Source organism: Xylanimonas oleitrophica (genome assembly GCF_003244315.1).
GTDB lineage: Bacteria > Actinomycetota > Actinomycetes > Actinomycetales > Cellulomonadaceae > Xylanimonas_A > Xylanimonas_A oleitrophica.
In genome coordinates, this window is the sequence record NZ_QKWH01000007.1 from 66490 (window position 1) to 90563 (window position 24074).

At 74.5% G+C, this 24074-nt stretch carries 26 protein-coding genes and 1 riboswitch; of the genes, 20 read left to right on the forward strand and 6 right to left on the reverse strand.

Annotated features, from left to right (window positions below; all coding sequences use genetic code 11):
• The first annotated feature begins 48 nt into the window (after window positions 1-48).
• From fmt to ribH, 7 genes are all read left to right on the forward strand, one after another.
• On the forward strand, window positions 49-1017 hold the full coding sequence (fmt, locus tag DNL40_RS10410; RefSeq protein WP_111251194.1) for a methionyl-tRNA formyltransferase: 969 nt from the start codon (window positions 49-51) through the stop codon (window positions 1015-1017).
• Complete coding sequence (locus tag DNL40_RS10415; RefSeq protein ID WP_111251195.1) at window positions 1014-2528, forward strand: RsmB/NOP family class I SAM-dependent RNA methyltransferase; 1515 nt, start codon at window positions 1014-1016, stop codon at window positions 2526-2528. Before fmt ends, DNL40_RS10415 begins: the two co-directional genes overlap by 4 nt.
• 37 nt (window positions 2529-2565) lie before the next feature.
• Window positions 2566-3228 carry a ribulose-phosphate 3-epimerase gene (gene rpe / locus DNL40_RS10420; RefSeq protein ID WP_111251196.1) on the forward strand — a complete coding sequence of 221 codons (663 nt, stop codon included), beginning with the start codon at window positions 2566-2568 and terminating at the stop codon, window positions 3226-3228.
• A 144-nt stretch (window positions 3229-3372) separates the two neighbouring features.
• Window positions 3373-3515, forward strand: a riboswitch (FMN riboswitch).
• Window positions 3516-3621: 106 nt separating this feature from the next.
• Window positions 3622-4752, forward strand: coding sequence for a bifunctional diaminohydroxyphosphoribosylaminopyrimidine deaminase/5-amino-6-(5-phosphoribosylamino)uracil reductase RibD (gene ribD / locus DNL40_RS10425; protein WP_245885837.1), 1131 nt, complete (start codon window positions 3622-3624; stop codon window positions 4750-4752).
• Window positions 4752-5381, forward strand: a complete 630-nt coding sequence (locus tag DNL40_RS10430) for a riboflavin synthase (protein WP_111251197.1) — start codon at window positions 4752-4754, stop codon at window positions 5379-5381. Before ribD ends, DNL40_RS10430 begins: the two co-directional genes overlap by 1 nt.
• Window positions 5378-6787, forward strand: a complete 1410-nt coding sequence (ribA, locus tag DNL40_RS10435; RefSeq protein ID WP_111251198.1) for a GTP cyclohydrolase II — start codon at window positions 5378-5380, stop codon at window positions 6785-6787. Before DNL40_RS10430 ends, ribA begins: the two co-directional genes overlap by 4 nt.
• Entirely contained in the window at window positions 6784-7263 is a 480-nt protein-coding gene (gene ribH, locus DNL40_RS10440; protein WP_111251199.1) for a 6,7-dimethyl-8-ribityllumazine synthase, read from the forward strand. The genes ribA and ribH overlap by 4 nt, the downstream gene beginning before the upstream one ends.
• A gap of 63 nt (window positions 7264-7326) precedes the next feature.
• Here the strand turns inward: ribH and mgtE are convergent, their stop codons facing one another.
• Entirely contained in the window at window positions 7327-8673 is a 1347-nt protein-coding gene (gene mgtE / locus DNL40_RS10445) for a magnesium transporter (RefSeq protein ID WP_111251200.1), read from the reverse strand.
• A 168-nt stretch (window positions 8674-8841) separates the two neighbouring features.
• Between mgtE and DNL40_RS10450 the strand changes: the two genes are divergently transcribed.
• The 3 genes from DNL40_RS10450 to DNL40_RS10460 all read left to right on the forward strand — a co-directional run bounded on the left by DNL40_RS10450 (window position 8842) and on the right by DNL40_RS10460 (window position 10561).
• A complete protein-coding gene (locus DNL40_RS10450) occupies window positions 8842-9105 on the forward strand; it encodes a phosphoribosyl-ATP diphosphatase (protein WP_111251201.1) in 264 nt (87 codons plus the stop codon).
• Between the two features lie 89 nt (window positions 9106-9194).
• Entirely contained in the window at window positions 9195-10043 is an 849-nt protein-coding gene (gene hisG, locus DNL40_RS10455) for an ATP phosphoribosyltransferase (protein ID WP_111251202.1), read from the forward strand.
• Window positions 10044-10111: 68 nt separating this feature from the next.
• Window positions 10112-10561 (forward strand): PH domain-containing protein, encoded by a 450-nt coding sequence (locus tag DNL40_RS10460; RefSeq protein WP_245885838.1) that lies wholly within the window; start codon window positions 10112-10114, stop codon window positions 10559-10561.
• Between the two features lie 96 nt (window positions 10562-10657).
• Here DNL40_RS10460 and DNL40_RS10465 read toward each other — a convergent pair whose 3' ends face one another.
• Window positions 10658-12547: a DEAD/DEAH box helicase gene (locus tag DNL40_RS10465; RefSeq protein ID WP_111251204.1), complete on the reverse strand. Its 1890-nt coding sequence runs from the start codon at window positions 12545-12547 to the stop codon at window positions 10658-10660.
• A gap of 357 nt (window positions 12548-12904) precedes the next feature.
• On the opposite strand from DNL40_RS10465, the gene clsA reads away from it, so the two are divergent.
• The 9 genes from clsA to DNL40_RS10510 all read left to right on the forward strand — a co-directional run bounded on the left by clsA (window position 12905) and on the right by DNL40_RS10510 (window position 19632).
• A complete protein-coding gene (gene clsA, locus DNL40_RS10470) occupies window positions 12905-13498 on the forward strand; it encodes a cardiolipin synthase ClsA (RefSeq protein WP_111251250.1) in 594 nt (197 codons plus the stop codon).
• Window positions 13495-14412: a DUF881 domain-containing protein gene (locus DNL40_RS10475; protein ID WP_245885839.1), complete on the forward strand. Its 918-nt coding sequence runs from the start codon at window positions 13495-13497 to the stop codon at window positions 14410-14412. Before clsA ends, DNL40_RS10475 begins: the two co-directional genes overlap by 4 nt.
• A gap of 13 nt (window positions 14413-14425) precedes the next feature.
• Window positions 14426-14758 carry a small basic family protein gene (locus DNL40_RS10480; RefSeq protein WP_111251205.1) on the forward strand — a complete coding sequence of 111 codons (333 nt, stop codon included), beginning with the start codon at window positions 14426-14428 and terminating at the stop codon, window positions 14756-14758.
• Between the two features lie 7 nt (window positions 14759-14765).
• A complete protein-coding gene (locus DNL40_RS16765; RefSeq protein ID WP_245885841.1) occupies window positions 14766-16154 on the forward strand; it encodes a DUF881 domain-containing protein in 1389 nt (462 codons plus the stop codon).
• A 191-nt stretch (window positions 16155-16345) separates the two neighbouring features.
• On the forward strand, window positions 16346-16816 hold the full coding sequence (locus DNL40_RS10490; protein WP_111251206.1) for an FHA domain-containing protein: 471 nt from the start codon (window positions 16346-16348) through the stop codon (window positions 16814-16816).
• 92 nt (window positions 16817-16908) lie between these two features.
• A complete protein-coding gene (ftsR, locus tag DNL40_RS10495; RefSeq protein WP_111251253.1) occupies window positions 16909-17571 on the forward strand; it encodes a transcriptional regulator FtsR in 663 nt (220 codons plus the stop codon).
• An 85-nt stretch (window positions 17572-17656) separates the two neighbouring features.
• A complete protein-coding gene (locus DNL40_RS10500; protein ID WP_111251207.1) occupies window positions 17657-18199 on the forward strand; it encodes a bifunctional nuclease family protein in 543 nt (180 codons plus the stop codon).
• 165 nt (window positions 18200-18364) lie between these two features.
• Complete coding sequence (locus tag DNL40_RS10505) at window positions 18365-18964, forward strand: MerR family transcriptional regulator (protein ID WP_111251208.1); 600 nt, start codon at window positions 18365-18367, stop codon at window positions 18962-18964.
• 8 nt (window positions 18965-18972) lie between these two features.
• A complete protein-coding gene (locus DNL40_RS10510; protein WP_111251209.1) occupies window positions 18973-19632 on the forward strand; it encodes an MBL fold metallo-hydrolase in 660 nt (219 codons plus the stop codon).
• A 36-nt stretch (window positions 19633-19668) separates the two neighbouring features.
• Here the strand turns inward: DNL40_RS10510 and DNL40_RS10515 are convergent, their stop codons facing one another.
• Window positions 19669-20916 (reverse strand): phospholipase D-like domain-containing protein, encoded by a 1248-nt coding sequence (locus DNL40_RS10515; protein WP_425450774.1) that lies wholly within the window; start codon window positions 20914-20916, stop codon window positions 19669-19671.
• 161 nt (window positions 20917-21077) lie between these two features.
• Window positions 21078-22121, reverse strand: a complete 1044-nt coding sequence (locus DNL40_RS10520) for a tyrosine-type recombinase/integrase (RefSeq protein WP_111251210.1) — start codon at window positions 22119-22121, stop codon at window positions 21078-21080.
• A gap of 165 nt (window positions 22122-22286) precedes the next feature.
• Between DNL40_RS10520 and DNL40_RS10525 the strand changes: the two genes are divergently transcribed.
• Entirely contained in the window at window positions 22287-23057 is a 771-nt protein-coding gene (locus tag DNL40_RS10525; protein ID WP_146252072.1) for a CPBP family intramembrane glutamic endopeptidase, read from the forward strand.
• Between the two features lie 28 nt (window positions 23058-23085).
• Here the strand turns inward: DNL40_RS10525 and DNL40_RS10530 are convergent, their stop codons facing one another.
• Both DNL40_RS10530 and DNL40_RS10535 read right to left on the reverse strand, forming a co-directional pair.
• On the reverse strand, window positions 23086-23445 hold the full coding sequence (locus tag DNL40_RS10530) for a hypothetical protein (protein WP_111251212.1): 360 nt from the start codon (window positions 23443-23445) through the stop codon (window positions 23086-23088).
• A 169-nt stretch (window positions 23446-23614) separates the two neighbouring features.
• Window positions 23615-24025, reverse strand: coding sequence for a hypothetical protein (locus DNL40_RS10535; RefSeq protein ID WP_111251213.1), 411 nt, complete (start codon window positions 24023-24025; stop codon window positions 23615-23617).
• Window positions 24026-24074: the final 49 nt, after the last annotated feature.

Below are 24074 nucleotides of genomic sequence, written 5' to 3' on the forward strand. Positions count from 1 at the left end.
CGGCCCCCCGGCAGGGGGAGCAGCCGCCCCGCCACGTAGGATCACCGGGTGCGTCTGCTCTTCGCCGGAACCCCCGAGCCCGCCGTCCCCTCCCTCCAGGCGTTGCTCGCCTCCCGACACGAGGTCGCCGCCGTCCTCACCCGCGCCGACGCCCCCGCGGGCCGCGGCCGCAAGCTCCACCCCAGCCCCGTGCGCGTCGCCGCCGAGGAAGCCGGCATCCCCGTCATCACCGACACCCCCCGCGGCGACGACTTCGTCACCCGCGTCCGCGAGCTCGACATCGACGCCGCCCCCGTCGTCGCCTACGGCCACCTCCTGCGCCCCGACGTCCTCGCCCTGCCCCGCCACGGCTGGGTCAACCTCCACTTCTCCGTCCTGCCCGCCTGGCGCGGCGCCGCCCCCGTCCAGCGCGCCGTCATCGCCGGCGACGAGGTCACCGGAGCCACCACCTTCCTCCTCGACGAAGGCATGGACACCGGCCCCGTCCTCGGCACCCTCACCGAGACCGTCCGTCCCCGCGACACCGCAGGCGACCTCCTCGACCGCCTCTCCCGCTCCGGCGCCACCCTCCTGGTCGCCACCCTCGACGCCCTCGAGGACGGCACCCTCCACCCCCAGCCCCAACCCACCGACGGCATCTCCCTCGCCCCCAAGCTCACCCCCCACGACGCCGCCGTCGACTTCCGCGACCCGGCGCTCGCGGTCGACCGCCACGTGCGCGGCTGCACCCCCGCCCCCGGGGCCTGGACCACCACCCCCGGCCCCGACGGCGCACCCGCCCGCCTCGGCCTGGGACCCGTCACCCCCCGCCCCGACGTCACCGACCTCGCCCCCGGAGAGGTACGCCCCGGCAAGAAGGACGTGCTCGTCGGCACCGCAACCCACGCCGTCCAGCTCGGCCTCGTCCAACCCGTCGGCAAGAAGCCCATGCCCGCCCCCGACTGGGCCCGCGGCGCCCGGCTCGACGAAGGCACCTTCCTGGGCGAGAGCCTGCGCACCGAGGACGGCACCCGATGAACGCCGACCACCGCCCCGGCGACGACCGCCGCGACGCCCGAGGACGCCAGCGCAGCGCCGCCCGCTCGCGCGGCGACCGCACCCGCACCGCCCAGGCCCCCTCCCAGCGCCGTCGTGGCACCGACCCCGCACGCACCGCCGCCTACGACGTCCTGCGCGAGGTCGACGGCTCGGACGCCTACGCCAACCTCGTCCTGCCCCCGCTCCTGCGCGAACGCCGCATCACCGGGCGCGACGCCGCCTTCGCCACCGAGCTCGCCTACGGCACCCTGCGCCTGCGCGGCCGCTACGACGCCGTCCTCGCCCGCTGCGTCGACCGCCCCCTCGAACGGCTCGACCCCCCGCTCCTGGACGTCCTGCGCCTCGGCACCCACCAGATCCTCGGCATGCGCGTCCCCCAGCACGCCGCCGTCTCCGAGACCGTCGGCCTCGCACGCCAGCACGTCGGAGCAGGGCCCGCCCAGATGGTCAACGCCGTCCTGCGCAAGGTCGCCCGCACCCCCCTCGACGACTGGCTCCAGCAGATCCGCGCCGACGCCCCCGACCCGCTCACCGCCTCCGCCCTCACCGGCTCCCACCCCCTGTGGGTCACCCGCGCCCTGCGCGAGGCGCTCGCGGGCGACGGACGCGACCCTGCCGAGATCGACGCCCTCCTCGAGGCGGACAACACCGCACCGCGCGTGACGCTCGTGGCCAGGCCCGGCCTGGTGTCCGCGCACGAGGTGCGTGCCGGGGCACCCGACAGCGTGGACCTCGCGCCCGGCCGCTGGCTGCCGACCGCGCTGGTGCTGGGCGGCCAGGACCCCCTGGCCGTGCCGGCGGTGGCCGACGGCCGTGCCGGCGTCCAGGACGAGGGCTCGCAGGCCGTGGCGCTCGCGCTCGCCGCAGCCCCCCTCGACGGCCCCGACGAGCGCTGGCTCGACCTGTGCGCCGGGCCGGGCGGCAAGGCGGCGCTGCTGGCGGGGCTGGCGGCGCAGCGCGGCGCCCGCCTGGTGGCCAACGAGGTGGCTCCGCACCGTGCCCGGCTGGTGGAGCGGGCGCTGCGCGCGGTGCCCGACGGCGTCGTGGAGCGCGTACGGACCGGCGACGGCCGCGAGGTGGGCGAGCAGGAGCCCGGCGCGTACGACCGGGTGCTCGTCGACGCTCCTTGCACCGGCCTGGGAGCCCTGCGCCGCCGCCCGGAGTCGCGCTGGCGGCGCACCCCGGCCGACCTCGCGGTGCTCACCGGTCTGCAGCGCGACCTGCTGGGCTCGGCGCTCGACGCGGTGCGGCCCGGCGGCGTCGTCGCGTACGTGACGTGCTCGCCGCACCTGGCCGAGACCCGGTTGGTCGTCGAGGACGTGCTGCGCCGCCGCGAGGGCGTGGAGCGGCTCGACGCCGGTGCAGCCCTGCGCTCGGTCGTGGTGCCGGGCACGGACCTCCCGCTCGGCGACCGGCAGGACGCCCAGCTGTGGCCGCACGTGCACGGCACGGACGCGATGCACCTGACGCTGCTGCGCAAGGCGCACTGATCCCGCCACGACGCTCGTGCGGCTCTAGGCTGGCGCCATGGCAGCCCTGATCAGCCCGAGCATCCTGTCCGCCGACTTCGCCAACCTCGAGCGGGACCTGCACAAGATCGCGGACGCCGACTACGCGCACGTGGACGTCATGGACTACCACTTCGTGCCGAACCTGACGCTGGGCCTGCCCGTCTTCGAGCGGCTCGCCCAGGTCTCCCCGGTACCGCTCGACGCGCACCTGATGATCGAGGACCCGGACCGGTGGGCACCTGCGTACGCGGAGGCCGGCGCGGCATCGGTGACGTTCCACGCCGAGGCGGCCGCCGCCCCCGTGCGCCTGGCGCGCGAGCTGCGCCGCCAAGGAGCACGGGCGGGGGTGGCGTTGCGCCCGGCCACCCCCGTGGAGCCGTTCCTCGACCTCCTGGCCGAGGTCGACATGATCCTGGTGATGACGGTCGAGCCCGGCTTCGGCGGCCAGTCGTTCATCGAGGGCACGCTGCCCAAGATCCGCCGCGCCCGCCAGGCTGTGTCCGAGAGCGGGCTCGACGTCTGGGTCCAGGTGGACGGCGGCATCTCCCGGAGCACCATCGAGCAGGCCGCCGACGCCGGCGCGAACGTCTTCGTGGCCGGCTCCGCCGTCTACGGGGCAGACGACGTCGCAGGAGAGATCGCCGCGCTGCGGGACCTCGCCACCGCGCACGTGCACTGACCGGCCCAGCACCGACCCGGACCCGGGCCCCGGCGCCCTGCCCCCTCGGCTCCGCCGCCCTCGCCCGGCACGACAGGCGCAGACCGGACCGCACCAGAGCCCGACTTGCGCCCAGACCCCGCCTCGGCGCAGGATCGGCCCTCAGACATGCTCCGGGGTCGGTGTAATTCCGAACCGGCGGTGACAGCCCGCGACCCACGAGCCTCCCGGCACCAGCCGGTGGTGAGTGGTTGACCTGGTGGAACTCCAGGGCCGACGGTGAAAGTCCGGATGGGAGGACGCATGGACGGCGCACGCCTTCGGCGTGCGCCGTGACGCCGTCGTGCGCCGGCCCGCAGCCGGGGCACGCCCTCTCGCCGTCGACCCCCGGAGCACCGACGCTCCGGAGGACCGATGGCCAGCGCCCCACCCGCCGGCACCGCGACACCCGCACGCCTCGACGTGCCCGCCGCGATGGACCGCGCCCTCCAGCTCGCCGCCCGCGGTCCCGCGCACGGCCCCAACCCCCGCGTCGGATGCGTGCTGCTGGGCCCGCCCGGCCACGGCACCGGTCCGCGCCCCGTGCTGGGCGAGGGATGGCACCGCGGAGCCGGTACCCCGCACGCCGAGACCGAGGCGCTCGCGGACGCTGCCTGGCGAGGCCACGACACCCGTGGGGCCACCGCCGTCGTGACGCTGGAGCCGTGCGCGCACACCGGCCGCACGCCGCCCTGCACCGAGGCCCTGCTGGCCGCGGGGATCGCGGAGGTGGTGCACGCGCTGCACGACCCCGGGCACCGCTCGGGCGGCGGCGCGGCACTGCTGCGAGCCCGCGGCGTGCGGGTCGTCGCCGGCGTCCGCGCCGACGCCGCGGCCCGGCTGGTGCGCCCGTGGCACCACGCCGTGCTCCACGGCCGCCCCTGGGTCACGCTGAAGCTCGCGACGGGTCTCGACGGACGCGTCGCCGCGCAGGACGGCTCGAGCCGCTGGATCACCGGGCCGCAGGCCCGCGCCCACGCGCACGCCGTGCGGGCCGCCGTGGACGCCGTCGCCGTCACCACCGGCACCGTGCTCGCCGACGATCCCGCGCTCACCGCACGCACCCGCACCGGCTCCCTCGCCGAGCACCAGCCGCTGCGCGTGGTCGTCGGTGAGCGCGACGTCCCCGCTGCCGCCCGCCTGCACGGCCCGGGCGGCGAGGTGCTGCACCTGCGCACGCACGACGTCGCCACCGTGCTGCACGTGCTCGCGGCCCGACAGGTGCGGCACCTGCTGGTCGAGGGCGGACCGGCGCTGGCCACCGCGCTCCTGGCCGCCGACGTCGTCGACGAGGTGCACGCCTACCTCGCGCCGGTCGCTCTCGGGGGAGGCCAGGCCGCCGTCGGTCCCTACGGCGCCACCACGCTCGCCGACGCCCGGCGCTGGAGCACCGCCGAGGTCCGCCGGCTCGGCCAGGACGCCCTGCTCGTCGCGCGCAGGCGTCCCGTCACCACGGCCCCTGGGGCCGACCGCACGCGCCCGCGGGCGCAGGAGGAGGAGATCTGATGTTCACCGGCATCGTGGAGGAGCAGGGCAAGGTCCGCTCGGTCGTCCCGGGCCCCGAGGGGCGAGACGCCGTCCTGACGGTAGAGGGGCCGCTGGTCACCTCGGACACCCGACCGGGGGCGTCGATCGCCGTCGACGGCGTCTGCCTCACCGTCACCGGCCTGACCGGGGACGGGGCGTTCACGGCCGACGTCATGCCTCAGACCCTCGACCTGACGGCACTGGGTGGGCTGGGGGCGGGCGACCGCGTCAACCTCGAGCGGGCCGTGCTCGCCGGCGGACGCCTCGACGGCCACGTGGTCCAGGGGCATGTGGACGGCGTCGCCACCCTCCGCTCACGCACCCCAGGCCCGCGGTGGGACCGCCTCCTCCTCACCGTCCCGCAGCACCTGGGGGTCTACCTCGCGCCCCAGGGCTCCGTCGCCCTCGCCGGGGTCTCCCTGACCGTGGCTGCGCTGCACGACGGCGAGCAGGACGACGGTGGGACGGCGCTCGAGGTCGCCCTGATCCCCGCGACCCTCGCGGCCACCACCCTCGGCAGCCTGCGGCCGGGCGACAGGGTCAACGTCGAGGTCGACATCCTCGCCAAGTACGTGGAGCGTCTCCTGGCCACCGGCGGCGCCCGATGAGCGAGCACGGGAACGCCGAGGACCTGACCGTCGAGCCGCCGACCTTCGAGCACGTCGTCCCCCGCGCGCTGGCCGCGCTGGCGGCCGGGCGACCTGTCCTCGTGGCCGACGACCACGAGCGGGAGGACGAGGTCGACGTCGTCCTCGCCGCCCGGGACGTCGACGAGCGCTGGGTCGCCTGGACGGTGCGTCACACGTCCGGGTACCTGTGCGCGCCGATGCCCGCGGCCCGGGCAGACGCCCTCGACCTGCCGCCGATGGTCGCCCGGAACGAGGACCCGCGGGGCACGGCGTACGCGGTGGCCGTCGACGCTGCCGGGGTCGCGACCGGCATCTCCGCGGCCGACAGGGCCCGGACCCTGCGCGCCCTCGCCGACCCGGGGACCGCTCCCGGCGACCTCCTGCGGCCCGGCCACGTGCTACCGCTGCGCGCGGCCCCCGGAGGGGTCCTCGAGCGGCCCGGGCACACCGAGGCCGCCGTGGACCTGGTGCGCCTGGCCGGGCGGGGCGAGGTGGGCCTCATCGCGGAGCTGGTGCACGACGACGGCGGGATGCTGCGCCGCCCCGACGCCGAGCGTCTCGCCGCGTCCGAGGGCCTGGTGCTGCTGACGGTCGCCGACGTCGCCGCCTGGCGGACCCGTCACGAGCCCCCCGCACGCGCCGCTGCCGCGGGCGACCACGCCCGCTCCCGCCCGACGCCGCGCGGCGCCGTCCGGGTCGAGCACGTCGCCCAGGCGGTGCTGCCCACCGCCCACGGCACGTTCGTCGTCCACGCCTACCGGGACCTGCTCACCGGGCACGAGCACCTCGCGCTGCGCCCGCGCGACACGCCCGCCGCCGCCGGCACGCCGCGCGTCCGCGTGCACTCCGAGTGCCTCACGGGTGACGCGATGGGCTCCCTGCGCTGCGACTGCGGGCCCCAGCTCCGGGCCGCCCTCGCGGACGTCGCCGCCCACGGTGGCGCCGTCGTCCACCTCACGGGGCACGAGGGCCGCGGCATCGGACTCGCCGCCAAGGTCGCGGCGTACGCGCTGCAGGACGCCGGCAGGGACACCGTCGAGGCCAACGTGGCGCTCGGACTGCCGGTGGACGCCCGCGAGTACGGGGCGGCCGCCGCCGTCCTGCGGGACCTCGGGCTGCGGCGGGTCGACCTGCTGACCAACAACCCCCGCAAAGTGGACGCCCTGCGGGCCGCGGGCATCGACGTCCGACGGCGCCTGCCGCTCGTCGTCGGGCACGGCCCCCACAACCACCACTACCTGAGCACCAAGCGGACGGCGATGGGTCACCTGCTCGACCCGGCCCCCGCCGGCCCCGCTGCTCCCGCCGTCGAAGGCACCGTCGACCCCCCGGAGGAACCCATGAGCGACCAGGCACCCGCACGTCACGCCGGGAGCACGCGATGAGCGGCGCGGGAGCACCCGCGCTCGCGGTGGACGGCCGGGGCCTGCGCGTCGTGGTCGTGGCGGCGAGCTGGCACGCACGGGTGATGGCAGGGCTGCTCGACGGCGCCCGCCGGGCCCTGCACGACGCGGGGGTCGCCGAGGTGCTGGAGGTGCGCGTCCCCGGGTCGTTCGAGCTGCCGGTCGCGGCGGCGCGGGCCGCCGGGGGAGGAGCGGACGCCGTCGTGGCCCTCGGCGTCGTCGTGCGGGGCGGGACGCCGCACTTCGACTACGTGTGCTCCGCGGCGACGACAGGGCTGACCGACGTGAGCGTGCGCACCGGCGTCCCCGTGGGATTCGGGGTGCTCACCTGCGACGACGAGGCGCAGGCGCTGGACCGGGCGGGCCTGGCAGGCTCCCGGGAGGACAAGGGCTACGAGGCGGCGCAGGCGGCGGTCGCGACGGCGGTGACGCTGCGCGCGCTCCCGGCCGCGAGCTGAGCGGTGCGGGCCGTGCCGGTCACCTGCCGGTCATCTGCCGGCCACAGGCCGGTCAGCGCCCGGTCACAGGCCGAGCACGGCCCGCGCCACCAGGAAGTACACGACCAGCCCGGTCGCGTCCACGAACGTGGTGATGAACGGGTTGGAGAACACGGCCGGGTCCACGCGCAGCGAGCGGGCGACCAGGGGCATGACGCCGCCCACGGAGGCGGCCAGGGTGCACACGATCAGCAGGGTCAGACCGATCACGAGACCGACCTGGGTGCCGTACAGGAGCGCCACGACGCACAGGCCGACGGCGCCGAGCATCGCACCGAGGGCGAGGCCCACGCGCGCCTCGCGGCCGAGCACCCGCAGCACGTCCCGCGGCCGGACGTCGTCGAGCGCCAGGGCGCGGGTGATCGTGGTGGCCGCCTGGTTGCCGGTGTTGCCACCGGTGCCGATCACGAGCGGCACGAACAGGCTCAGCACCACCATCTGCTCGAGCGTGGTCTCGAACGCGTCGAGCACCTGCACGGTCAGGGAGGCGCCCACGGCCAGCGCGAGGAGCCAGACGACGCGGGATCGGACGATCGTCGCGGCCGGGGTCGAGAGGTACGGGCGGCGCAGGGGCTCGGTGCCGCCGGCCCGGGCGGCGTCCTCGGACTCGGCTGCCTCGAGCACGGCGAGAGCGTCGTCGACAGTCAGGAGGCCGACGAGGCGTCGGTCGGCGTCGGTGACCGGCAGCGCCAGGAGCTTGCGGTCGGCGCACTCGCGGGCCGCGGTCTCGGCAGGGGTCGTGGCCTCGACCCAGTGGGCGGCGGTCATGACGGAGCCGACGGCCTCGTGCGGGCCGGCACGCAGCAGGTCGCGCAGGCTGACGACACCGACCAGGCGTCGTCCGGCGTCCACCACCGGCAGGGTGTAGACGGTCTCGGCGTCGTCGAGGTGTGCGTGCACGCGCGCGAGAGCGTCGGCCACCGACGTCTCGACGCGGACGGCCACGTGCTCAGGGCTCATGCGCCGGCCGATCGAGCCGTGCGGGTACCCCAGGACCTCGGCGGTCTTGGCGCGCTCGGGAGCCGACAGGCCGCGCAGGAGCCGCCCGGCCACCTTGGCGGGGAGCTCGTCGAGGAGGCTCACGCGGTCGTCAGGGTCCAGGCCCGCGAACAGCGACGTGACCTCGTCGTCGCGCAGCCCGCTGAGCAGGTCGCTCTGCAGGGGAGCGTCGAGCCCTTCGAAGACCTGGAGCGCCACGTCCTTGGACAGGAGGCGGTAGAGCACCGCCTGGTCCTTGCGGCCGAGGCGCTCGAGCACGGAGAGCACGTCGGCGGGGGAGAGGGGGCCGAGCACGGCCCTCAGGTCGGTGAGGCTCCCGCCAGAGAGCGCGTCCTCGACGGCGCTGAGGGTCTGGTCCTCGCGTGCGGTCATGCCTGCTCCCTCCGGCGTGGCGGCGGCCGTGGGCAGGCTACGGTGCGCGCCGTCCCGTCGCCCTCTGGTGATAAATAGTGTGCCAAGCGTGCAGAACCCGCTGTGACGTCCGTCCCGCACCACGGGACCGAGCCCGGACGGCACGGGTCCGGCCCGTAGGCTGTCCGCGTGAAGACCTTCGACTCCCTGTTCGCCGAGCTCACCGAGAAGTCCGTGACGCGCCCCGCCGGGTCCGGCACGGTCGCCGAGCTGGACGCGGGCGTGCATGCGATCGGCAAGAAGGTCGTGGAGGAGGCGGCCGAGGTCTGGATGGCGGCCGAGCACGAGGGCGACGAGCGCACGGCGGAGGAGATCTCCCAGCTGCTCTACCACCTGCAGGTGCTGATGGTGGCCAAGGGCCTCACCCTGGAGGACGTGTACACGCATCTGTGAGCGCCGCCTCGTGCCGCGGCCCCTGCCCGCACGAGCGCAACGCGCGCACCGTCGTCGTCCACCCCTCCTGACACCCGAACGAGGTCCTGATGCTCCGCATCGCCGTGCCCAACAAGGGCTCCCTGTCCGAACCCGCCGTCGCGATGCTCCGCGAGGCCGGCTACAAGCAGCGCCGTGACGGCCGCGAGCTCGTGCTCGCGGACCCCGAGAACGACGTCGAGTTCTTCTTCCTGCGCCCCCGTGACGTCGCCGTCTACGTCGGTTCCGGCACCGTCGACGCCGGGATCACCGGGCGCGACCTGCTGCTCGACTCCGGCGCCGACGCCGTCGAGCACCTGCCGCTGGGATTCGCACGCTCCACCTTCCGGTTCGCCGCGCCGGCCGGGACCCTGACCGACGTCGCGCAGATCGCGGGGCGCCGTGTCGCGTCGTCGTACACCACTCTGGTGGCTCGCCACCTGGCCGAGCAGGGCGTCGAGCCCGAGGCGATCGTGCACCTCGACGGTGCCGTCGAGAGCTCGGTCCAGCTCGGCGTCGCCGACGTGATCGCCGACGTCGTCGAGACGGGCACCACCCTGCGTGCCGCGGGACTCGAGGTGTTCGGAGAGCCGATCCTTCGCTCCGAGGCCGTGCTGATCCGCCGTGCCGGGGGAGCCGAGCCCGCCGGGCTGCACGTGCTCACCCGCCGCCTCCAGGGCGTGCTTACCGCGCGCGAGTACGTGCTCATGGACTTCGACGTGCGCAACGACCTGGTCGACGCAGCCGTGGCCGTGACGCCCGGGTTCGAGTCGCCCACCGTCTCGCCGCTGCACGACCGCGACTGGTCGGCGGTGCGCGTGCTGGTGCCGCGCAAGGAGATGAACCGCATCATGGACGCCCTGTACGACGTCGGCGCCCGCGGCATCCTCGTGACAGCGGTGCTCGCCAGCCGGCTCTGACTTCGGCCGGCAGGTGCCGGCGTGGCGCGGGGCGGTGAGCGTCCCCGCGCCGTGGCAGCGTGGTGCCCGTGGAGCAGACCGAGGACTACCGCACGTTCCGCCCCCGCTGGGGCCAGGTCGCTGCGTGGGTGGTGGCAGTCATCGCCGTCGGAGGGTCCGTCCTCGTGGCCTTCGTCTCGCGCGGGCCCATCGGGTCCAACCCCGGCAGCCGGCTCTCGTTCGCCCTCTTCGCCGTGGTGGCCGCGTGGCTGCTGTGGCGTCTCGGCGGGGTGCACGCCGTGCCGTCGCCCCAGGGGCTGCGGGTGCGGAACGTGATCTACACGCGACGGCTCGACTGGGCACAGATCGTGGCCGTGCGGTTCAGCGTGCACGACCCTTGGGTGCGGCTCGACCTGTCCGACGGCGCCACCCTGGCCGTGATGGGGATCCAGCGCGCGGACGGAGAACGCGGGATGGCCGAGGCGCGGCGCCTCGCCGAGCTCGTGGCCCGGCACGGGCAGGCGTCTGAGCGTCCCTGAGCCGGCGGTCGCAGACCGGCTGGACGACGAGGGCGCCGGGTGCGCCGGAGATCTCTCCGGCGCACCCGGCGCCCTCGTCGTGGGTCCTGCTCGGCGTCAGCGGTACTGGCGCGGGCCGCGCTCGGTCCGCGGCGCCCGGTGCTCACGCCCGGCGTGCTCGCGGACGCTGTCGCGACGCGGGCCGCGCGGCTCCGGCACACCACGGTCGACCATGATGCGCAGGGCCTTGCCGGCCACCCGGGCCCGCGCCAGGCGGTCCAGCTGCGAGTCGTCGAGCGGCGCGGTGATGTCCACCAGGGAGAACGACCCGAAGATGTCGATCTTGCCGACGTCCGACCCGGTCAGGCCGCCCTCGCCCGTCAGGGCGCCCACGATCCCGCCAGGGTTCACGCCGTGCGTGTGCCCCACGGCCACGCGGTAGCGGGTGCCCGCAGCGGGGCGTCGGATGCCGGTGCCGCGGCCGTCGTCACCACGTGCCGGGCGGCGCTCGAAGCGCTCACCGCGAGCGCCGCGGCTGTCGGTGGTCTCGTGCTTGCGGGTCTCGCGTGCCTGGCGGGCGGCGCGGCCCTCGGTCTGCTCCCGCTCGTACTGCTCCTGCTCGGCGCGCATGCGGGGGCCGTCGTCGCCGACGGCGAGGGCGAGGAGGGTGGCGGCGAGCTGGACGGCCTTGTCGGGGTCGACGACGCCGGGCTGCTCGCCGTCTCCGACCATGACCTGGTCGCGCACGAGCTGGGTGTAGAGGTCGAGGCGGCCGGCCTCGGTGCGGGCCGGGACGTTCTCGAGGAGGCGTGCGGCCTTGTGGGCGGAGACGTCGCGGGGGGAGGGGATCTCGATCTCTTCGAGGCGGGCCTTGATGGTGGCCTCGATGTGCTTGAGCTTGCCGCGCTCGTGGGGGGTGACGAAGGAGACGGCGCGGCCGGTGCGGCCGGCGCGGCCGGTGCGGCCGATGCGGTGGACGTAGGCCTCGGCCTCGCGGGGGATGTCGAAGTTGACGACGAGGCCGATGCGGTCGACGTCGAGGCCGCGGGCGGCGACGTCGGTGGCGACGAGGACGTCGACGGCGCCGGAGCGGAGGCGCTCGACGATCTTCTCGCGCTCCTTCTGTGCGACGTCGCCGGAGATGGTGGCGGCGGAGATGCCCTGCTCGATGAGGGCGGAGCCCACCTCTTCGGCTGCGGACCGGGTGCGGCAGAAGACGATGGAGGCGTCGGCGTCCGAGGTCGCGAGGATGCGGCCCAGGGCTCCGACCTTGTGGCGGAAGGGGACGATCGCGTAGGTCTGGTGCACGCTGGTGACGGTCGAGGACTGGCGGGAGACGGCGATGGCGACCGGGTCGGTCAGGTGGGTCTCGGCCACGGCTCGGATGGCGGGGGGCATCGTGGCGGAGAAGAGGGCGACCTGGCGGCGGGCGGGTGCCTTGCCGAAGATCTGCTCGACGTCCTCGGCGAAGCCCATGCGGAGCATCTCGTCGGCCTCGTCCAGGACGAGGTAGCGGATGTCGTCGAGCACGAGGGAGCCGCGCTCCATGTGGTCCATGACGCGGCCCGGGGTGCCGACGACGACCTGGACGCCGTCGCGCAGGGCGCGCTGCTGCGGCACGTAGGGGGCGCCGCCGTAGACCGGCAGCACGTGCACGCCGGGCAGGTGGCTGGCGAAGGACTCGACGGCCTCGGCGACCTGCATGGCCAGCTCGCGCGTCGGTGTCAGGACCAGGGCCTGGACCTTGCGCAGGGAGGGGTCGACCGCGGCGAGGAGGGGGAGGGCGAAGGCGGCCGTCTTGCCCGTGCCGGTCTGGGCGACACCGGTGATGTCTCGGCCGGAGAGCAGGGCGGGGATGGCCTGGGCCTGGATGGCCGACGGCGTGGTGAAGCCGAGGTCGGCCACGGCGGCCTCCAGGGCCGGCGGGAGGCCGAGGGAGTCGAAGCCGGGCTCGGCGGTGACGGCGGTGGGGGCGTCGATGGGCGCGGCGATGTCAGTGGTGGGCATAGGTGTGCACCGTCTCTGTTGTGGGAGCGGGAGTCCTGCGGGCCGGCCGATGGTGGCGGCACGCGGTCGCGGCTCCCGGAACACAGACACACACTGCCCGGCTCCGGCTGAGGCCGGGAGCGGGGCGCACGACAACGATGCGGGAAGAGCGACGAACTCCGATGGGGTTCGGTCCATCGTACGCGCTGCGAGCGCCGAGGCCCATGGTGGGGGTGGGTGAGGTGGCTCACCGGGGGTCTGGTGGTGTGCGCGAGGTGGGTGCGGTGGCTGGTGTGACCTGCGGTGGGGCGCGGCTGCGTAGGATGGCGGCGGCCGGGAGTGCGTCCCGGAGCCTGGCGGGTCGGCGCGGAGGTGGGCGTGCAGCAGGAGCGGGAGGTCGGGTCCGAGGTCTGGACGGTGCCGAACCTGATCAGCATGCTGCGTCTGGCGCTGGTGCCGGTGTTCGCGGTGCTGATCGTGTCGGGGCACGACGTGTGGGCTCTGGTGGTGCTCGCGGTGTCGGGGTTCACGGACTGGTTGGACGGTGTGCTGGCGCGTCGGCTGGACCAGGTGAGCCGTCTGGGGCAGCTGCTGGACCCTGCGGCGGACCGGTTGTTCATCTTCGTGACGCTGGTGGGTCTGGCGTGGCGGGGTGTGGTGCCGTTGTGGGTGCTGGCGGTGATCGTGGCGCGGGACGTGATGCTGGCGTGCCTGGTGCCGTTGCTGGCCCGGTACGGGTACGGGCCGCTGCAGGTGAACCTCGTGGGCAAGGCGGGCACGTTCTCGCTGCTGTACGCGTTCCCGCTGCTGCTGCTGGCCGAGGTGCCCGGTGCGGTGGGGGCGGTGGCGCACGTGGTGGGCTGGGCGTTCACCTGGTGGGGCGTGGGTCTGTACTGGCTGGCGGGTCTGCAGTACGTGGCTCAGACGCGCCGGCTGGTGCTGGCCGAGCGTGGCACGGCGGGGGCGGCGTGACGGCGCAGACGTCCGGGCCGGTGGGCGGGCAGGGTTCGCGGCCGTCGCGGCCCGACGCGTCGATGACGCTCCTGATCGAGGTGATGGAGCGCCCGCTCGACCCGGGGTACGCGGAGGCCGCGGCCAGGCGCCGGGAGGCGGAGGCCGCCGGTCAGGTGCGGCGTCGGACGCCGGCCGCGCGGGCGGGGATGGCGCTGCTGGCCCTGGTGCTCGGTCTGGCGACGGCGGCGGCGTCCCACCAGCTGCGGGTGCCGCAGCCGGGGGTCGCCGAGGCGCGTGAGGTGCTGGAGCGGCAGATCCTGGACCGCAACGCGCAGGTGGCGGAGCTCGACGGGGCGGCGCAGAGCCTGTCGGCCGAGATCTCTGCGCTGCAGCAGTCGGCGCTGTCCACGGAGGACCCTCAGCTGCTGGAGACGATCCGGGTCGACGGGCTGCGCAACGGGTCCCTGGCCGTGACGGGGCCGGGCCTGGTGGTCTCGCTGACCGACGGCGGTGGTGGCCTGGTCGGGGACGAGGACACCGACGTGCGCGTGCGCGACGCCGACCTGCAGATCGTGGTCAACGCGCTGTGGGCCGCGGGAGCCGAGGGGGTGAGCATCGACGACCAGCGCCTGACGGCGACGTCCGCGGTGCGCAACGCCGGTGACGCGGTGCTGGTGGACCTGATGCCGTTGAACGGGCCCACGTACGTGGTGCGTGCTGTCGGTGACGCGGAGGCGATGCAGACCGCCCTGGCCCGTTCCGACGTGCCCGCCTACCTGCAGCTGCTGGGGTCCCAGTACGGCATCCGCTCCAGCGTGGTGGCGCAGTCGTCGCTGCAGCTGCCGGGCGCCGGCGCCCAGACGTTGCGGCACGCGCAGCCGGTAGGCTCCGGCGCGGACGGCGACAGCAGCATCGAGGAGGACCAGCAGTGAGGACGGAGAACGCATGATCGCCGTGGTGGGCCTCGTCGTAGGTGTCGTGGCCGGGCTGGTGCTCCAGCCCACCGTCCCTGTGGGGCTGCAGCCGTACCTGCCCATCGCGGTGGTCGCCGCGCTCGACGCGCTCTTCGGCGGGTTCCGCGCCATGCTGGACGGCCTGTTCGACGACAAGGTCTTCCTCGTCTCGTTCCTGTCCAACGTGCTCGTCGCCGCGTTCATCGTGTTCCTCGGCGACCAGCTCGGTGTCGGGTCCCAGCTGTCCACCGCCGTGGTGGTCGTGCTCGGCATCCGCATCTTCTCCAACGCGGCGTCCATCCGCCGCCACCTGTTCAAGGCGTGAGGTCACGGTGAGCACCGCCGACGACGACCAGCACGAGGACGGCCCGGGCACCCCGCAGGCCGCACCGGTACCGCACCCCGAGGCCGCGGCACGGCAGACGCCCGGCCCCGGAACAGACGCCACGCCTGCGGTCCCCGAGGAGCAGCCCCTGCCCGCCGACGCCCCAGGCACCGGCGGCACAGGTGCGGACCCGGCCTTCGACGCCGCCGACGCCGCGAGCGCCGCAGACACCACCCTCGGGGAGGGCACGGACGAAGGCGCGCCGCGCGGCGGGGACGACGACGTTCCCGACCACACCTCGGACGACCCCGGCTGGGGCTGGGGCGGCGAGCCGGGTGGTGGGACCGGCCCTGCGACGGACGACGACGCTCACGACCTGGGGGAGAGCGAGCACGGCTCCGCTCTGCCGCCGGTGCCACCCCCGCCGCTGCCTGACGCGACCCGTCCCGGTCCGGTGCCGCCCCCGCCCCCCGCGCCGGCGCGTGCGTACGAGCCGGTGTTCGAGCCCGAGGAGCGAGCGGCGGTGCTGGCAGCCGCCGCTGCGTCGGCGGGCGCCAGCACGACAGGCGCCAGCGCGGCGGGGGCTGGTGGGTCGACGGAGCGCGACACGCTCGATCACGGCACAGACGATCATGGCCCGGACCCGGTCGCGGGCGGTGAGACTCCGTCGGGTGTGGCCGGCACGTGGCAGCGGCTCGCACGCGTGATGCGCCCGCGGGCCACGCGCTCCCAGGTGCTCGCGGGGGTGCTGTGCGGTCTGCTCGGGTTCGCGCTGGTGGTGCAGGTGCGGCAGTCCGGCCAGGACGAGCTGTCCTCGCTGCGGCAGGACGACCTCGTGCGGCTGCTGGACGAGGTGACGGTCCGTGCCGAGCAGCTGGAGGGTGAGGTCTCGCGGCTCCAGCGCAGCCGGGACGAGCTCGAGTCGGGCACGGGTCAGGCGCAGGCCGCGCTGGAGGTGGCGCAGCGTCGGGCGGAGTCGGAGGGCATCTTGTCCGGGCGGCTGCCTGCGCAAGGACCGGGCGTGCAGATCGAGGTGTCGGACCCGGGGGCGCGCCTGCGGGCGGCCAAGCTGTTCAACGTGCTGGAGGAGCTGCGCAACGCGGGCGCCGAGGCCGTGCAGGTCAACGGGGTGCGGCTGGTCACGTCGTCGGCGTTCGTAGACACCGACGCGGGGATCGCCGTCGACGGCCAGGTGCTGTCCTCGCCCTACCGCTGGACGGCCATCGGGGACCCGGCGACGCTCGACCGGGCGCTGGAGATCCCGGGCGGTGGGCTGGCCCAGATCCGTACGGACGGGGCGACGGCCGCCACCACGCGCGAGGACGTCGTGGTGGTCGACGCGGTGGTGGAGCTCAGCGAGCCGCGGTTCGCCCGCCCGGACGAGTCCGACGGCTGACACCGGCGAGCAGGTCCCGGGGCAGGCGCGGACGAGTTCAGACGTCCTACCAGGCAGGACGCCGCGACACCCCGGGTGGCGGGTTCCGTCGAGCGGGCCCGACGAGGTAGGTTGAACGGATGACGGCCCACACCGTGCGGTGACCCGCCCACGGCCGCGACGCCGTCGCACCGGCCCTTCCAGGAGGACTGATGACGGACCCTCGCCCCATCCCGCAGCCCGCACCCACGGACACCACCGCGACGCTCGGTCGCATCGGCGTGCCCCAGGAGGAGCAGGTCCAGCGGGTGGCCCTGACCGCGGAGGACGCCGCCGCGGTCGGTGCGCTGCCGCGGCACTCGGCGCTGCTGCTGGTGCAGCGTGGCGCCGGGGTGGGGGAGAGGTTCCTGCTCGACTCCGACCGCGCGGTCGCCGGTCGCAGCGAGCACGCCGACATCTTCCTCGACGACGTCACCGTGTCCCGCAAGCACGCGGAGTTCGTGCGTGAGGGCGACCGCTTCGTGGTGCGGGACATCGGCTCGCTGAACGGCACGTACGTCAACCGCAACCGCATCGACGTCGCGGTGCTCACCACGGGCGACGAGGTGCAGATCGGCAAGTTCCGCATGTCGTTCCAGGCGAGCCCGCAGGCGCCGCGGGAGACGACGGCGCCCGGATCGTGAGCCGGGTCCCGGCCTGGTCCGCCGATCGTGAGGCCGGGCACGAGGACGAGTCACCCGAACCCTGGCCGCGCGGGATCTCCCGCCACGCCACCATGCGTATCTCCGACGTGCTCGCCACGCTCGAGCCCGAGTTCGGGACCATCAGCCACTCCAAGCTGCGCTTCCTGGAGGAGCAGGGCCTGATCCACCCCGTGCGCACGCCCTCGGGCTACCGGCAGTACAGCCCGGCGGACGTCGAGCGGCTGCGGTTCGTGCTCACCGAGCAGCGGGACTCCTACCTGCCGCTGAAGGTCATCAAGGAACGCCTCGCGGAGATGGACGCGGGCGAGCCCGCCCCCGGCCCCGCCCCGAGGCTCGCCGGCGGGACCGGCGTCGGCTCCGACGGGTCGCGCCGCCGCTGGACGGTGACGTCCGTGGCCGAGGCGACCGGGGTCGAGGAGCCGTTCGTCGAGGCGCTCGTCCAGGCGGGCCTCCTGCACCCCGCGGTGGGCGGCGGTCTCGACGCCGGGGCGCCCGACGTCGTGCGCGCGGCCGCGCAGCTGGCCCAGTACGGCATCGAGCCGCGCCACCTGCGCACCCTGCGCACCTCCGCCGACCGGCACGTCGCGCTCGTCGACCAGCTGGTCGCCCCCTACCGCAGCCAGCAGACCCCCTCGGCCCGAGCCCACGCCGCCAGCCTCGCCAGCGAGGTGGGTGAGCTGCTCGTGCGCCTGCACACCGGGTGGGTGCGCCGAGGCATCAGCGACCTCACCTGATCCGACCTGCCCGATCCGACCTGCCCGATCCGACCTGCCCGATCCGACCTGCCCTGGCAGGCGTGTGCGGCGTAGCGTGGAGCACATGGGCGAAGGAACGCCGTTCGACGAGCCGGACGCACCCGGGGAGGTCCCGATGGTGCCGGTCGAGGTGCTCGGCGTGCGCCAGCAGCAGCGCGACCAGGAGATCGTCGTGCTCCTGCTCGACTCCGCCGCCGAGCTCGCCGTCCCCATCGTCATCGGGCCGCGCGAGGCCAGCGCGATCGCCATGGCCCAGGCCGGGCTCGTCACCCCCCGGCCCATGACGCACGACCTGATGCGCGACCTGCTGGGCGCCACCGGCGTCACCCTCGAGCGAGCGGAGATCGTCGCGCTCGACGGCGGCATCTTCTTCGCCGAGCTCGTCCTGTCCAACGGCACCCGGGTCGACTCCCGCGCCTCCGACGCGATCGCGCTCGCCGTGCGCACCGCCGCGCCCCTGCTCTGCTCCGCCGAGGTGGTGGCCGCCGCCGGGGTCGAGGTGGTCGACGTCGAGCAGCAGCGCGAGGTGGAGCGGTTCCGCGACTTCCTCGAGCACGTCGAGCCGGAGGACTTCTCCGGGCCCACCCCTGGCGCAGATTCACCCTGAACCTCCACCACAGGTCTAAGGTGGAGGTTTCCGGGTCCGACCTGGAGGAACGACCCTCGACCAGAGGTCGAAGGTTGCGACACGCGGCGCGCCGAGGAGCCGTTCTCGTTGAATTGGCCCCTCCGGCGACCTAGCGTGGACCCAGACACCCCACAGGAGGCACGAGTGAACAGCAGCGGTGAGGCGAGCGCCACGGCCGGGAACCCGGCCGGCGCTGTTGCGCACGGCGCTCAGGGGCTCCTCTTCGGGGAGAACCTGACCGAGCAGGACTCGGCCACCGGATACCGCGGCCCCACCGCGTGCCGCGTCGCCGGGATCACCTACCGGCAGCTCGACTACTGGGCCCGCACCGGCCTCGTGGAGCCGTCCATCCGGCCAGCCACGGGCTCCGGCACCCACCGGCTCTACAGCTTCCGCGACATCCTCGTGCTCAAGGTGGTCAAGCGCCTCCTCGACACCGGCGTCTCGCTCCAGCAGATCCGCGCCGCCGTCACGCACCTGCGCGAGCGCGGCGTCGACGACCTGGCCCAGATCACCCTGATGTCCGACGGCGCCTCGGTGTACGAGTGCACCTCGCCCGACGAGGTCGTCGACCTGGTCCAGGGTGGCCAGGGCGTCTTCGGCATCGCCGTCGGCCGTGTGTGGCGCGAGATCGAGGGCACGCTGTCCAAGATGCCCAGCGAGTCCCTCGCCGGCGAGGAAGACCCCGCACAGCACGAGGGCGACGAGCTCGCCGCCCGCCGCGCCAAGCGCCAGGCCGGCTGAGGCGGGCCATGCGGCTGACCTTCCACGGGCACGCCTGCGTGCGCCTCGACCACAACGGCACGAGCCTCGCGATCGACCCTGGGACGTTCGCCCCTGCCGCGCCCGCGCTCGACTCGGTGGGCGCCGTCCTGGTCACCCACGACCATCCCGACCACCTCGACGTCGCCGCGCTCACCGCAGCGCTGCACGCCGACGAGGAGCTCGAGGTGCTCGCCACCCCCGCCGGTGTGGACGCACTGATCGCCTCCGGCGCACCCGCGCCGCGGCTCCACCGGGCCAGCCCCGGGCAGGTGCTGCGCATCGGTGAGGCGCGCGTCATGGTCGGCGGAGGGCAGCACGCCGCCATCCACTCGCGTGTCCCGCGGATCGTCAACGTCACCTACCGCATCGAGCTGGGCGGTCGCACCGTCTACCACCCCGGCGACAGCTTCGACCAGCCTGGCGGCCCCGTCGACGTGCTGCTCACGCCCGTCGCCGGACCGTGGATGAAGCTCGGCGAGGCCATCGACTACACCCTCGCCGCGGGCGCCCCCTACGTCGTGCCCGTGCACGATGCGCTGCTGAGCGACGTCGGCCGTGCCGTCGTGGAGCGTCAGCTCGGCAACAAGGCCGTCGCCGGCGACCACGCCTACGCGCCCCTGGCCCCCGGCGAGTCCCTCACCCTCTGACTCCCGACCCGCTCGTGAGCCAGGCGCCGCACGCCTCTACAGCAGCGGCGCCAACGGCGACACCAGCCGCTCGCCCACCTTGTTGAGACGCGAGCGCGACTCCCACGCGTCGAGCGTCAGCTCGCGCGAGTTGCCGAGATCCATCTCGAACACCCGCTCCAGCGTCGCAGCGACGTCCGGGTCCACGATCTCCAGGTTGATCTCGTAGTTCCCCGTCAACGACAGCCGGTCGATGTTCGCCGTGCCCACCGTGGACCAGCGTCCGTCGATCGTCGCCGTCTTGGCGTGGATCATCGCCCCGGTGTACAGGAAGATCCGCACCCCGCCACGCAGCAGGGTCGCGTAGTGACCGCGCGCCAGCCAGTCCGCGACCACGTGGTTCGAGCGCTCGGGCACCAGCACCCGCACGTCCACCCCACGACGAGCCGCGCCCAGCAACGCCGCGAGGATCTCCCGGTCCGGGATGAAGTACGCCTGCGTGATCTGCACGTGGCTGGTGGCCCGGTCGATCGCGTCCAGGTAGATGTTGCGGATCGGGAAGACGAGGTCGCTCGGCGCGTTGCGCGCCGCACGCAGCTGCGGCAGCCACGCCGTCGAACCCACGTCCTGCAGCACCGGCAGCTGCGGGGTGCGCCACCGGTTCCAGAAGTCGACGAACGCGTTGCGCAGCTCCCACACGGCCGGCCCCTGCAGCCGCAGGTGCGTGTCACGCCAGTGCCTCGCGTACAACGAACCGATGTTGTAGCCGCCGACGAACCCCACCTCGTCGTCGACCACCAGGATCTTGCGGTGGTCACGACCCGACTCGCGTACCGGAGACAGCAGCACTCCCGGCCGCACCCACGGGAACCGCAGCACCCGGATGTCCGGCCCGAAGCGGAAGAACGACGACGGCACCACCAGGTTGGCGAACCCGTCGTAGACCACGTAGACGTCCACGCCGCGCGCCGCCGCCTCCGACAGAGCCTCTCGGAACCGGGCGCCGACCTCGTCCCCCTTCCAGATGTACGTCTCGAAGAACACGTACCGACGGGCACCGCGGATGGCCTCGAGCATCGCCTCGTACAGGTCGTCGCCGTAGGTGTAGACCGTCGTGGTCGTCGCACCCACCGTGTTGTCGACGGGGTCTGCCGTGGGGAACGGCTTGTCGAGCGGGTGACGCCGGGTGCGGAACATGTCCGCGACCATCAGAGCGGCCCCCGTGGCCACAGGCACCGCGGCGGCGACCAGCGCCGCACGGGCCGCGGCCCGACGCACCCCCTTCCACGTGACGTCCGCCGGCAGCGTGACGGACAGGCGGGGGAGACGGGACGACCGGGCCGGGGTGGGGAGGGGCACCTGGTCAAGGTAGCCCGCGCCCTGCACGACCGCAGGGTGGGCGCGCGGCGTCGTCCCAGGTGAGGACCGCCCCCACCCTGGCGGCGTCGCGCGTCTCACACCCGGTTTCACCCGTCCGCGAGCGCCGTGGAGAGGGGGTGGGAGCGGATGGCGGCGGCGAGCTCGCCCTCGATGCGGTCGAGGTAGACGCCGGTGGTCGCGATGGACGCGTGGCCGAGGAGCTCGGCGACGACCTTGACGTCCCAGCCCTCGGCGACCAGGAGGGTGGCGGTGGTGTGGCGCAGGGCGTGGGGGGTGGCCGGGCGTCGGTAGGGCTCGGGCATGCGGTCGACGGTGCGCCGCAGGAGGCTGCGGATGGTCTGGGTGTCGACGCGGCGGCCGCGCCATGACAGCAGGAGGGCGCGCTGGGTGTCGTCGTCGTCGGGGCGGCGGGCCGCGAGTCGGGGGCGCAGGGTGGTGAGGTAGGCCTCGAGGGCGGTGGCCAGGGGTGGGCTGAGGGTCACGGTGCGGACGGCGCCGCCCTTGCCGCGGATGCGCCAGCGTGTCTCGGCAGGTTCGCGGGTGAAGTCGGCGACGTCGGCGCCGGCGAGCTCCGAGACGCGGGGGCCGAGCACCAGGAGGAGGGCGACGACGAGGCGGTCGCGCTGGGCGAGGTCCTGGTCGCGGCGTCGGGGGGTGGTGTCGGGTGGTGTGGCGACCTCGAGGAGGGCCTGGGCGGCGGAGGCGGACAGGGCGGTGCGGGCGACGCGGAGGCCGCCGCGCACAGGGGCTGGTGGTGCTGCCCAGAGCATGGGGTCTGCCTGGACCCAGCACTCGCGTGCGGCGTGGGAGAAGAAGCGGGTGGCGGACTGACGGAATCGGTTGACGGTGGCGGTGGAGCGGCCGGGGCCGGACTTGCGGGAGGGGTCGTTGTAGCGGCCGTCGGGCCGCGACTGGTAGCGCACGAGGGCGTCGTCGACGTCGTCGCCGGTGACGTCGTCGAGCACGCGCTCGGGCCCGAGGAGGCGGGCGAGCTCGGTGACGTCGCGTTCGTAGCTGCGGGCGGTGGCGGGGGACAGCACCCCGCGGACGGTCTCCTTGCGGACATTGGCGAGGTAGCGGTCGACGGCCTCGGCGATGGTGAGCAGGGTGAGCCGGGGTGGGGCGACCAACGTTCCTCCTGACGTGCCTCGCGCCGCTGACCTGCGGCGTCGTCGGTCACGTTAGGGCAGGGGGGTGACACGGCCGGTCGGGCGCGGGTCTCTGGTGGGCACGGCCGGTGCGCGCCGGTGCGGGTCCGGCGCGCGCGGGGGCTGGTGGCCGCCTACATTGATCGCGTGACCGGGCCTTCGAGCTTTGCCGCGACCGAACCGCTGCCCCGGACCTGGGCGCAGACGCGTGCTGCCTGGGGGAGCGGGGACTGGCTCGCGGTGGTGAGCATCCCCGTCGTGTTCCTCGTGGCGTACCTGTCGACGCAGGTGTTCGGCGAGGGGCGTGCGGTGATCGTGATCGACGCGCTGGTGCGGGTGGTGCTGTGCGTGGCCGTGCTCGCGCTCTACCGGCACCTGCTGCGCGCGCACTGGCAGCGGTTCCGTCGCCGCTTCTGGTTGAACGCCGGCCTGGTGGTGCTGGGCGCGGTGCTCATGCAGGTGGTGGTCTCGCTGGTCCGTGCCGTGGTGCCGGCCGGTGGCGCGGGTGGCGCCGCGGGTGGGGCTGACGACGCCGCACTGATCGACCCGGTGACGGCGCAGGGCTGGGACCTGGTGGTGTTGCTGGTGGCCACGCTGGGGCCGCTGGCGATCGTGCTGGTCGAGGAGGCGGTGTTCCGGCACACCCTGCTGGTGAAGCTGCCGCTGTGGGGCAACAGGCTGGTGGCGACTGCGGGCGTGCTCCTCAACGGTGCGCTCTTCGGTGCCGTGCACTACTACAACTTCGGGTCGTTGGTGGGCACCGTGCCGTACATGGTGGTGGGCGTGCTGTTCAACCTGGTGTACCTGTGGCGCCGGAACCTCTGGCACGTGCTCCTCATGCACTTCCTGAACAACTTCGTGCTGTCGTTCGGTGCGTTGAGCTTCGTCCTGCTGATGCGGGCGCTGGGTGCCGTCTGACGCCTGCGGGCGCAGCGCTGCCCCGCGGTCAGCCCGGGAACGCCGTGAGCGCCACGGCAGCCATGGGTGAGCCCAGGGCGAGGATCACGGCGGCGATGCCACGGCGGCGGCCCCGGTCCTCGGCGATGGCTCGGACGGCCACCAGGACCGCCACGATGCTGGTGCCCACCGCGAGCACGAAACCGCCCATCGCGATCATGCGGTGCCCGGTGTCGCCGTCGGCGATCGACGCGGCCAGGGGAGAGGTGCCCGCCAGGGTGCTGCGCAGCAGCACGAACAGCAGCGTGGCGAGACCGGCGAGGGCGAGGGCGACGGTGCCACGGCGTCCTGCGGCGCGGGCTGCGGGTGCGGGGTCGGGCTGCGGGGTCTCGGTGTTCGAGGAGGGCACAGGGGTCCTTCGTGGTCGGCGGCGTGGCCCGCACGGCGGGTGTCTCGGCGGGTGTCTCGGTGGGTGTCTCGGTGGGTGTCTCGGTGTGACGACGGTACCGAGGATCGCGGCGGGAGCGCACGGCGCAGGGCCGTGCGCTCCCGCCGGCACGGCCGGCGGCGCCACGGGGTCAGGCCGTCAGCAGCCCGACGCCGGTGGTCGTCAGCCCGGCGACCAGGAACCCTGCGCCCACCCACAGCAGCCCGATCAGCCGGTTGGGGCGTGTGCGTCCCGCTCCCAGGGCGGACAGGAAGAACCCTGCGGGCATCAGGATCGCCGAGGCGAGGACGCCGACCCGCGAGAGCCAGGACCACAAGCCCGTCAGCGTCGTGGCCTCGGTGAGCAGGAGGCAGATCAGGCCGAGGATGATGAGGACCCCGGCGTGAGCGTGGCCGGCGCGGAAGAACGACTTCTGGAACTCGGTGGCCGGTGCGAGGCCGCGCACGACTCGGGTGAGGAACCACCCGCCGCTGGCGACGGTGATGGCGGACAGAATGACGGCCCCGGCCGTCAGGCGCGCCGGGTCGGACAGCTCGAACATGGGGTCTCCTGCCGTGAGTAGTTCTGTAACGCTGTTATCTAACACTGTT

Coding starts and splice junctions, on each gene's coding strand:
- DNL40_RS10415 (WP_111251195.1), top strand. CDS start 1,014: ATGAACGCCGACCACCGCCCCGGCGACGACCGCCGCGACGCCCGAGGA.
- rpe (WP_111251196.1), top strand. CDS start 2,566: ATGGCAGCCCTGATCAGCCCGAGCATCCTGTCCGCCGACTTCGCCAAC.
- ribD (WP_245885837.1), top strand. CDS start 3,622: ATGGCCAGCGCCCCACCCGCCGGCACCGCGACACCCGCACGCCTCGAC.
- DNL40_RS10430 (WP_111251197.1), top strand. CDS start 4,752: ATGTTCACCGGCATCGTGGAGGAGCAGGGCAAGGTCCGCTCGGTCGTC.
- ribA (WP_111251198.1), top strand. CDS start 5,378: ATGAGCGAGCACGGGAACGCCGAGGACCTGACCGTCGAGCCGCCGACC.
- ribH (WP_111251199.1), top strand. CDS start 6,784: ATGAGCGGCGCGGGAGCACCCGCGCTCGCGGTGGACGGCCGGGGCCTG.
- mgtE (WP_111251200.1), bottom strand. CDS start 8,673: ATGACCGCACGCGAGGACCAGACCCTCAGCGCCGTCGAGGACGCGCTC.
- hisG (WP_111251202.1), top strand. CDS start 9,195: ATGCTCCGCATCGCCGTGCCCAACAAGGGCTCCCTGTCCGAACCCGCC.
- DNL40_RS10465 (WP_111251204.1), bottom strand. CDS start 12,547: ATGCCCACCACTGACATCGCCGCGCCCATCGACGCCCCCACCGCCGTC.
- DNL40_RS10480 (WP_111251205.1), top strand. CDS start 14,426: ATGATCGCCGTGGTGGGCCTCGTCGTAGGTGTCGTGGCCGGGCTGGTG.
- DNL40_RS10490 (WP_111251206.1), top strand. CDS start 16,346: ATGACGGACCCTCGCCCCATCCCGCAGCCCGCACCCACGGACACCACC.
- ftsR (WP_111251253.1), top strand. CDS start 16,909: ATGCGTATCTCCGACGTGCTCGCCACGCTCGAGCCCGAGTTCGGGACC.
- DNL40_RS10500 (WP_111251207.1), top strand. CDS start 17,657: ATGGGCGAAGGAACGCCGTTCGACGAGCCGGACGCACCCGGGGAGGTC.
- DNL40_RS10510 (WP_111251209.1), top strand. CDS start 18,973: ATGCGGCTGACCTTCCACGGGCACGCCTGCGTGCGCCTCGACCACAAC.
- DNL40_RS10535 (WP_111251213.1), bottom strand. CDS start 24,025: ATGTTCGAGCTGTCCGACCCGGCGCGCCTGACGGCCGGGGCCGTCATT.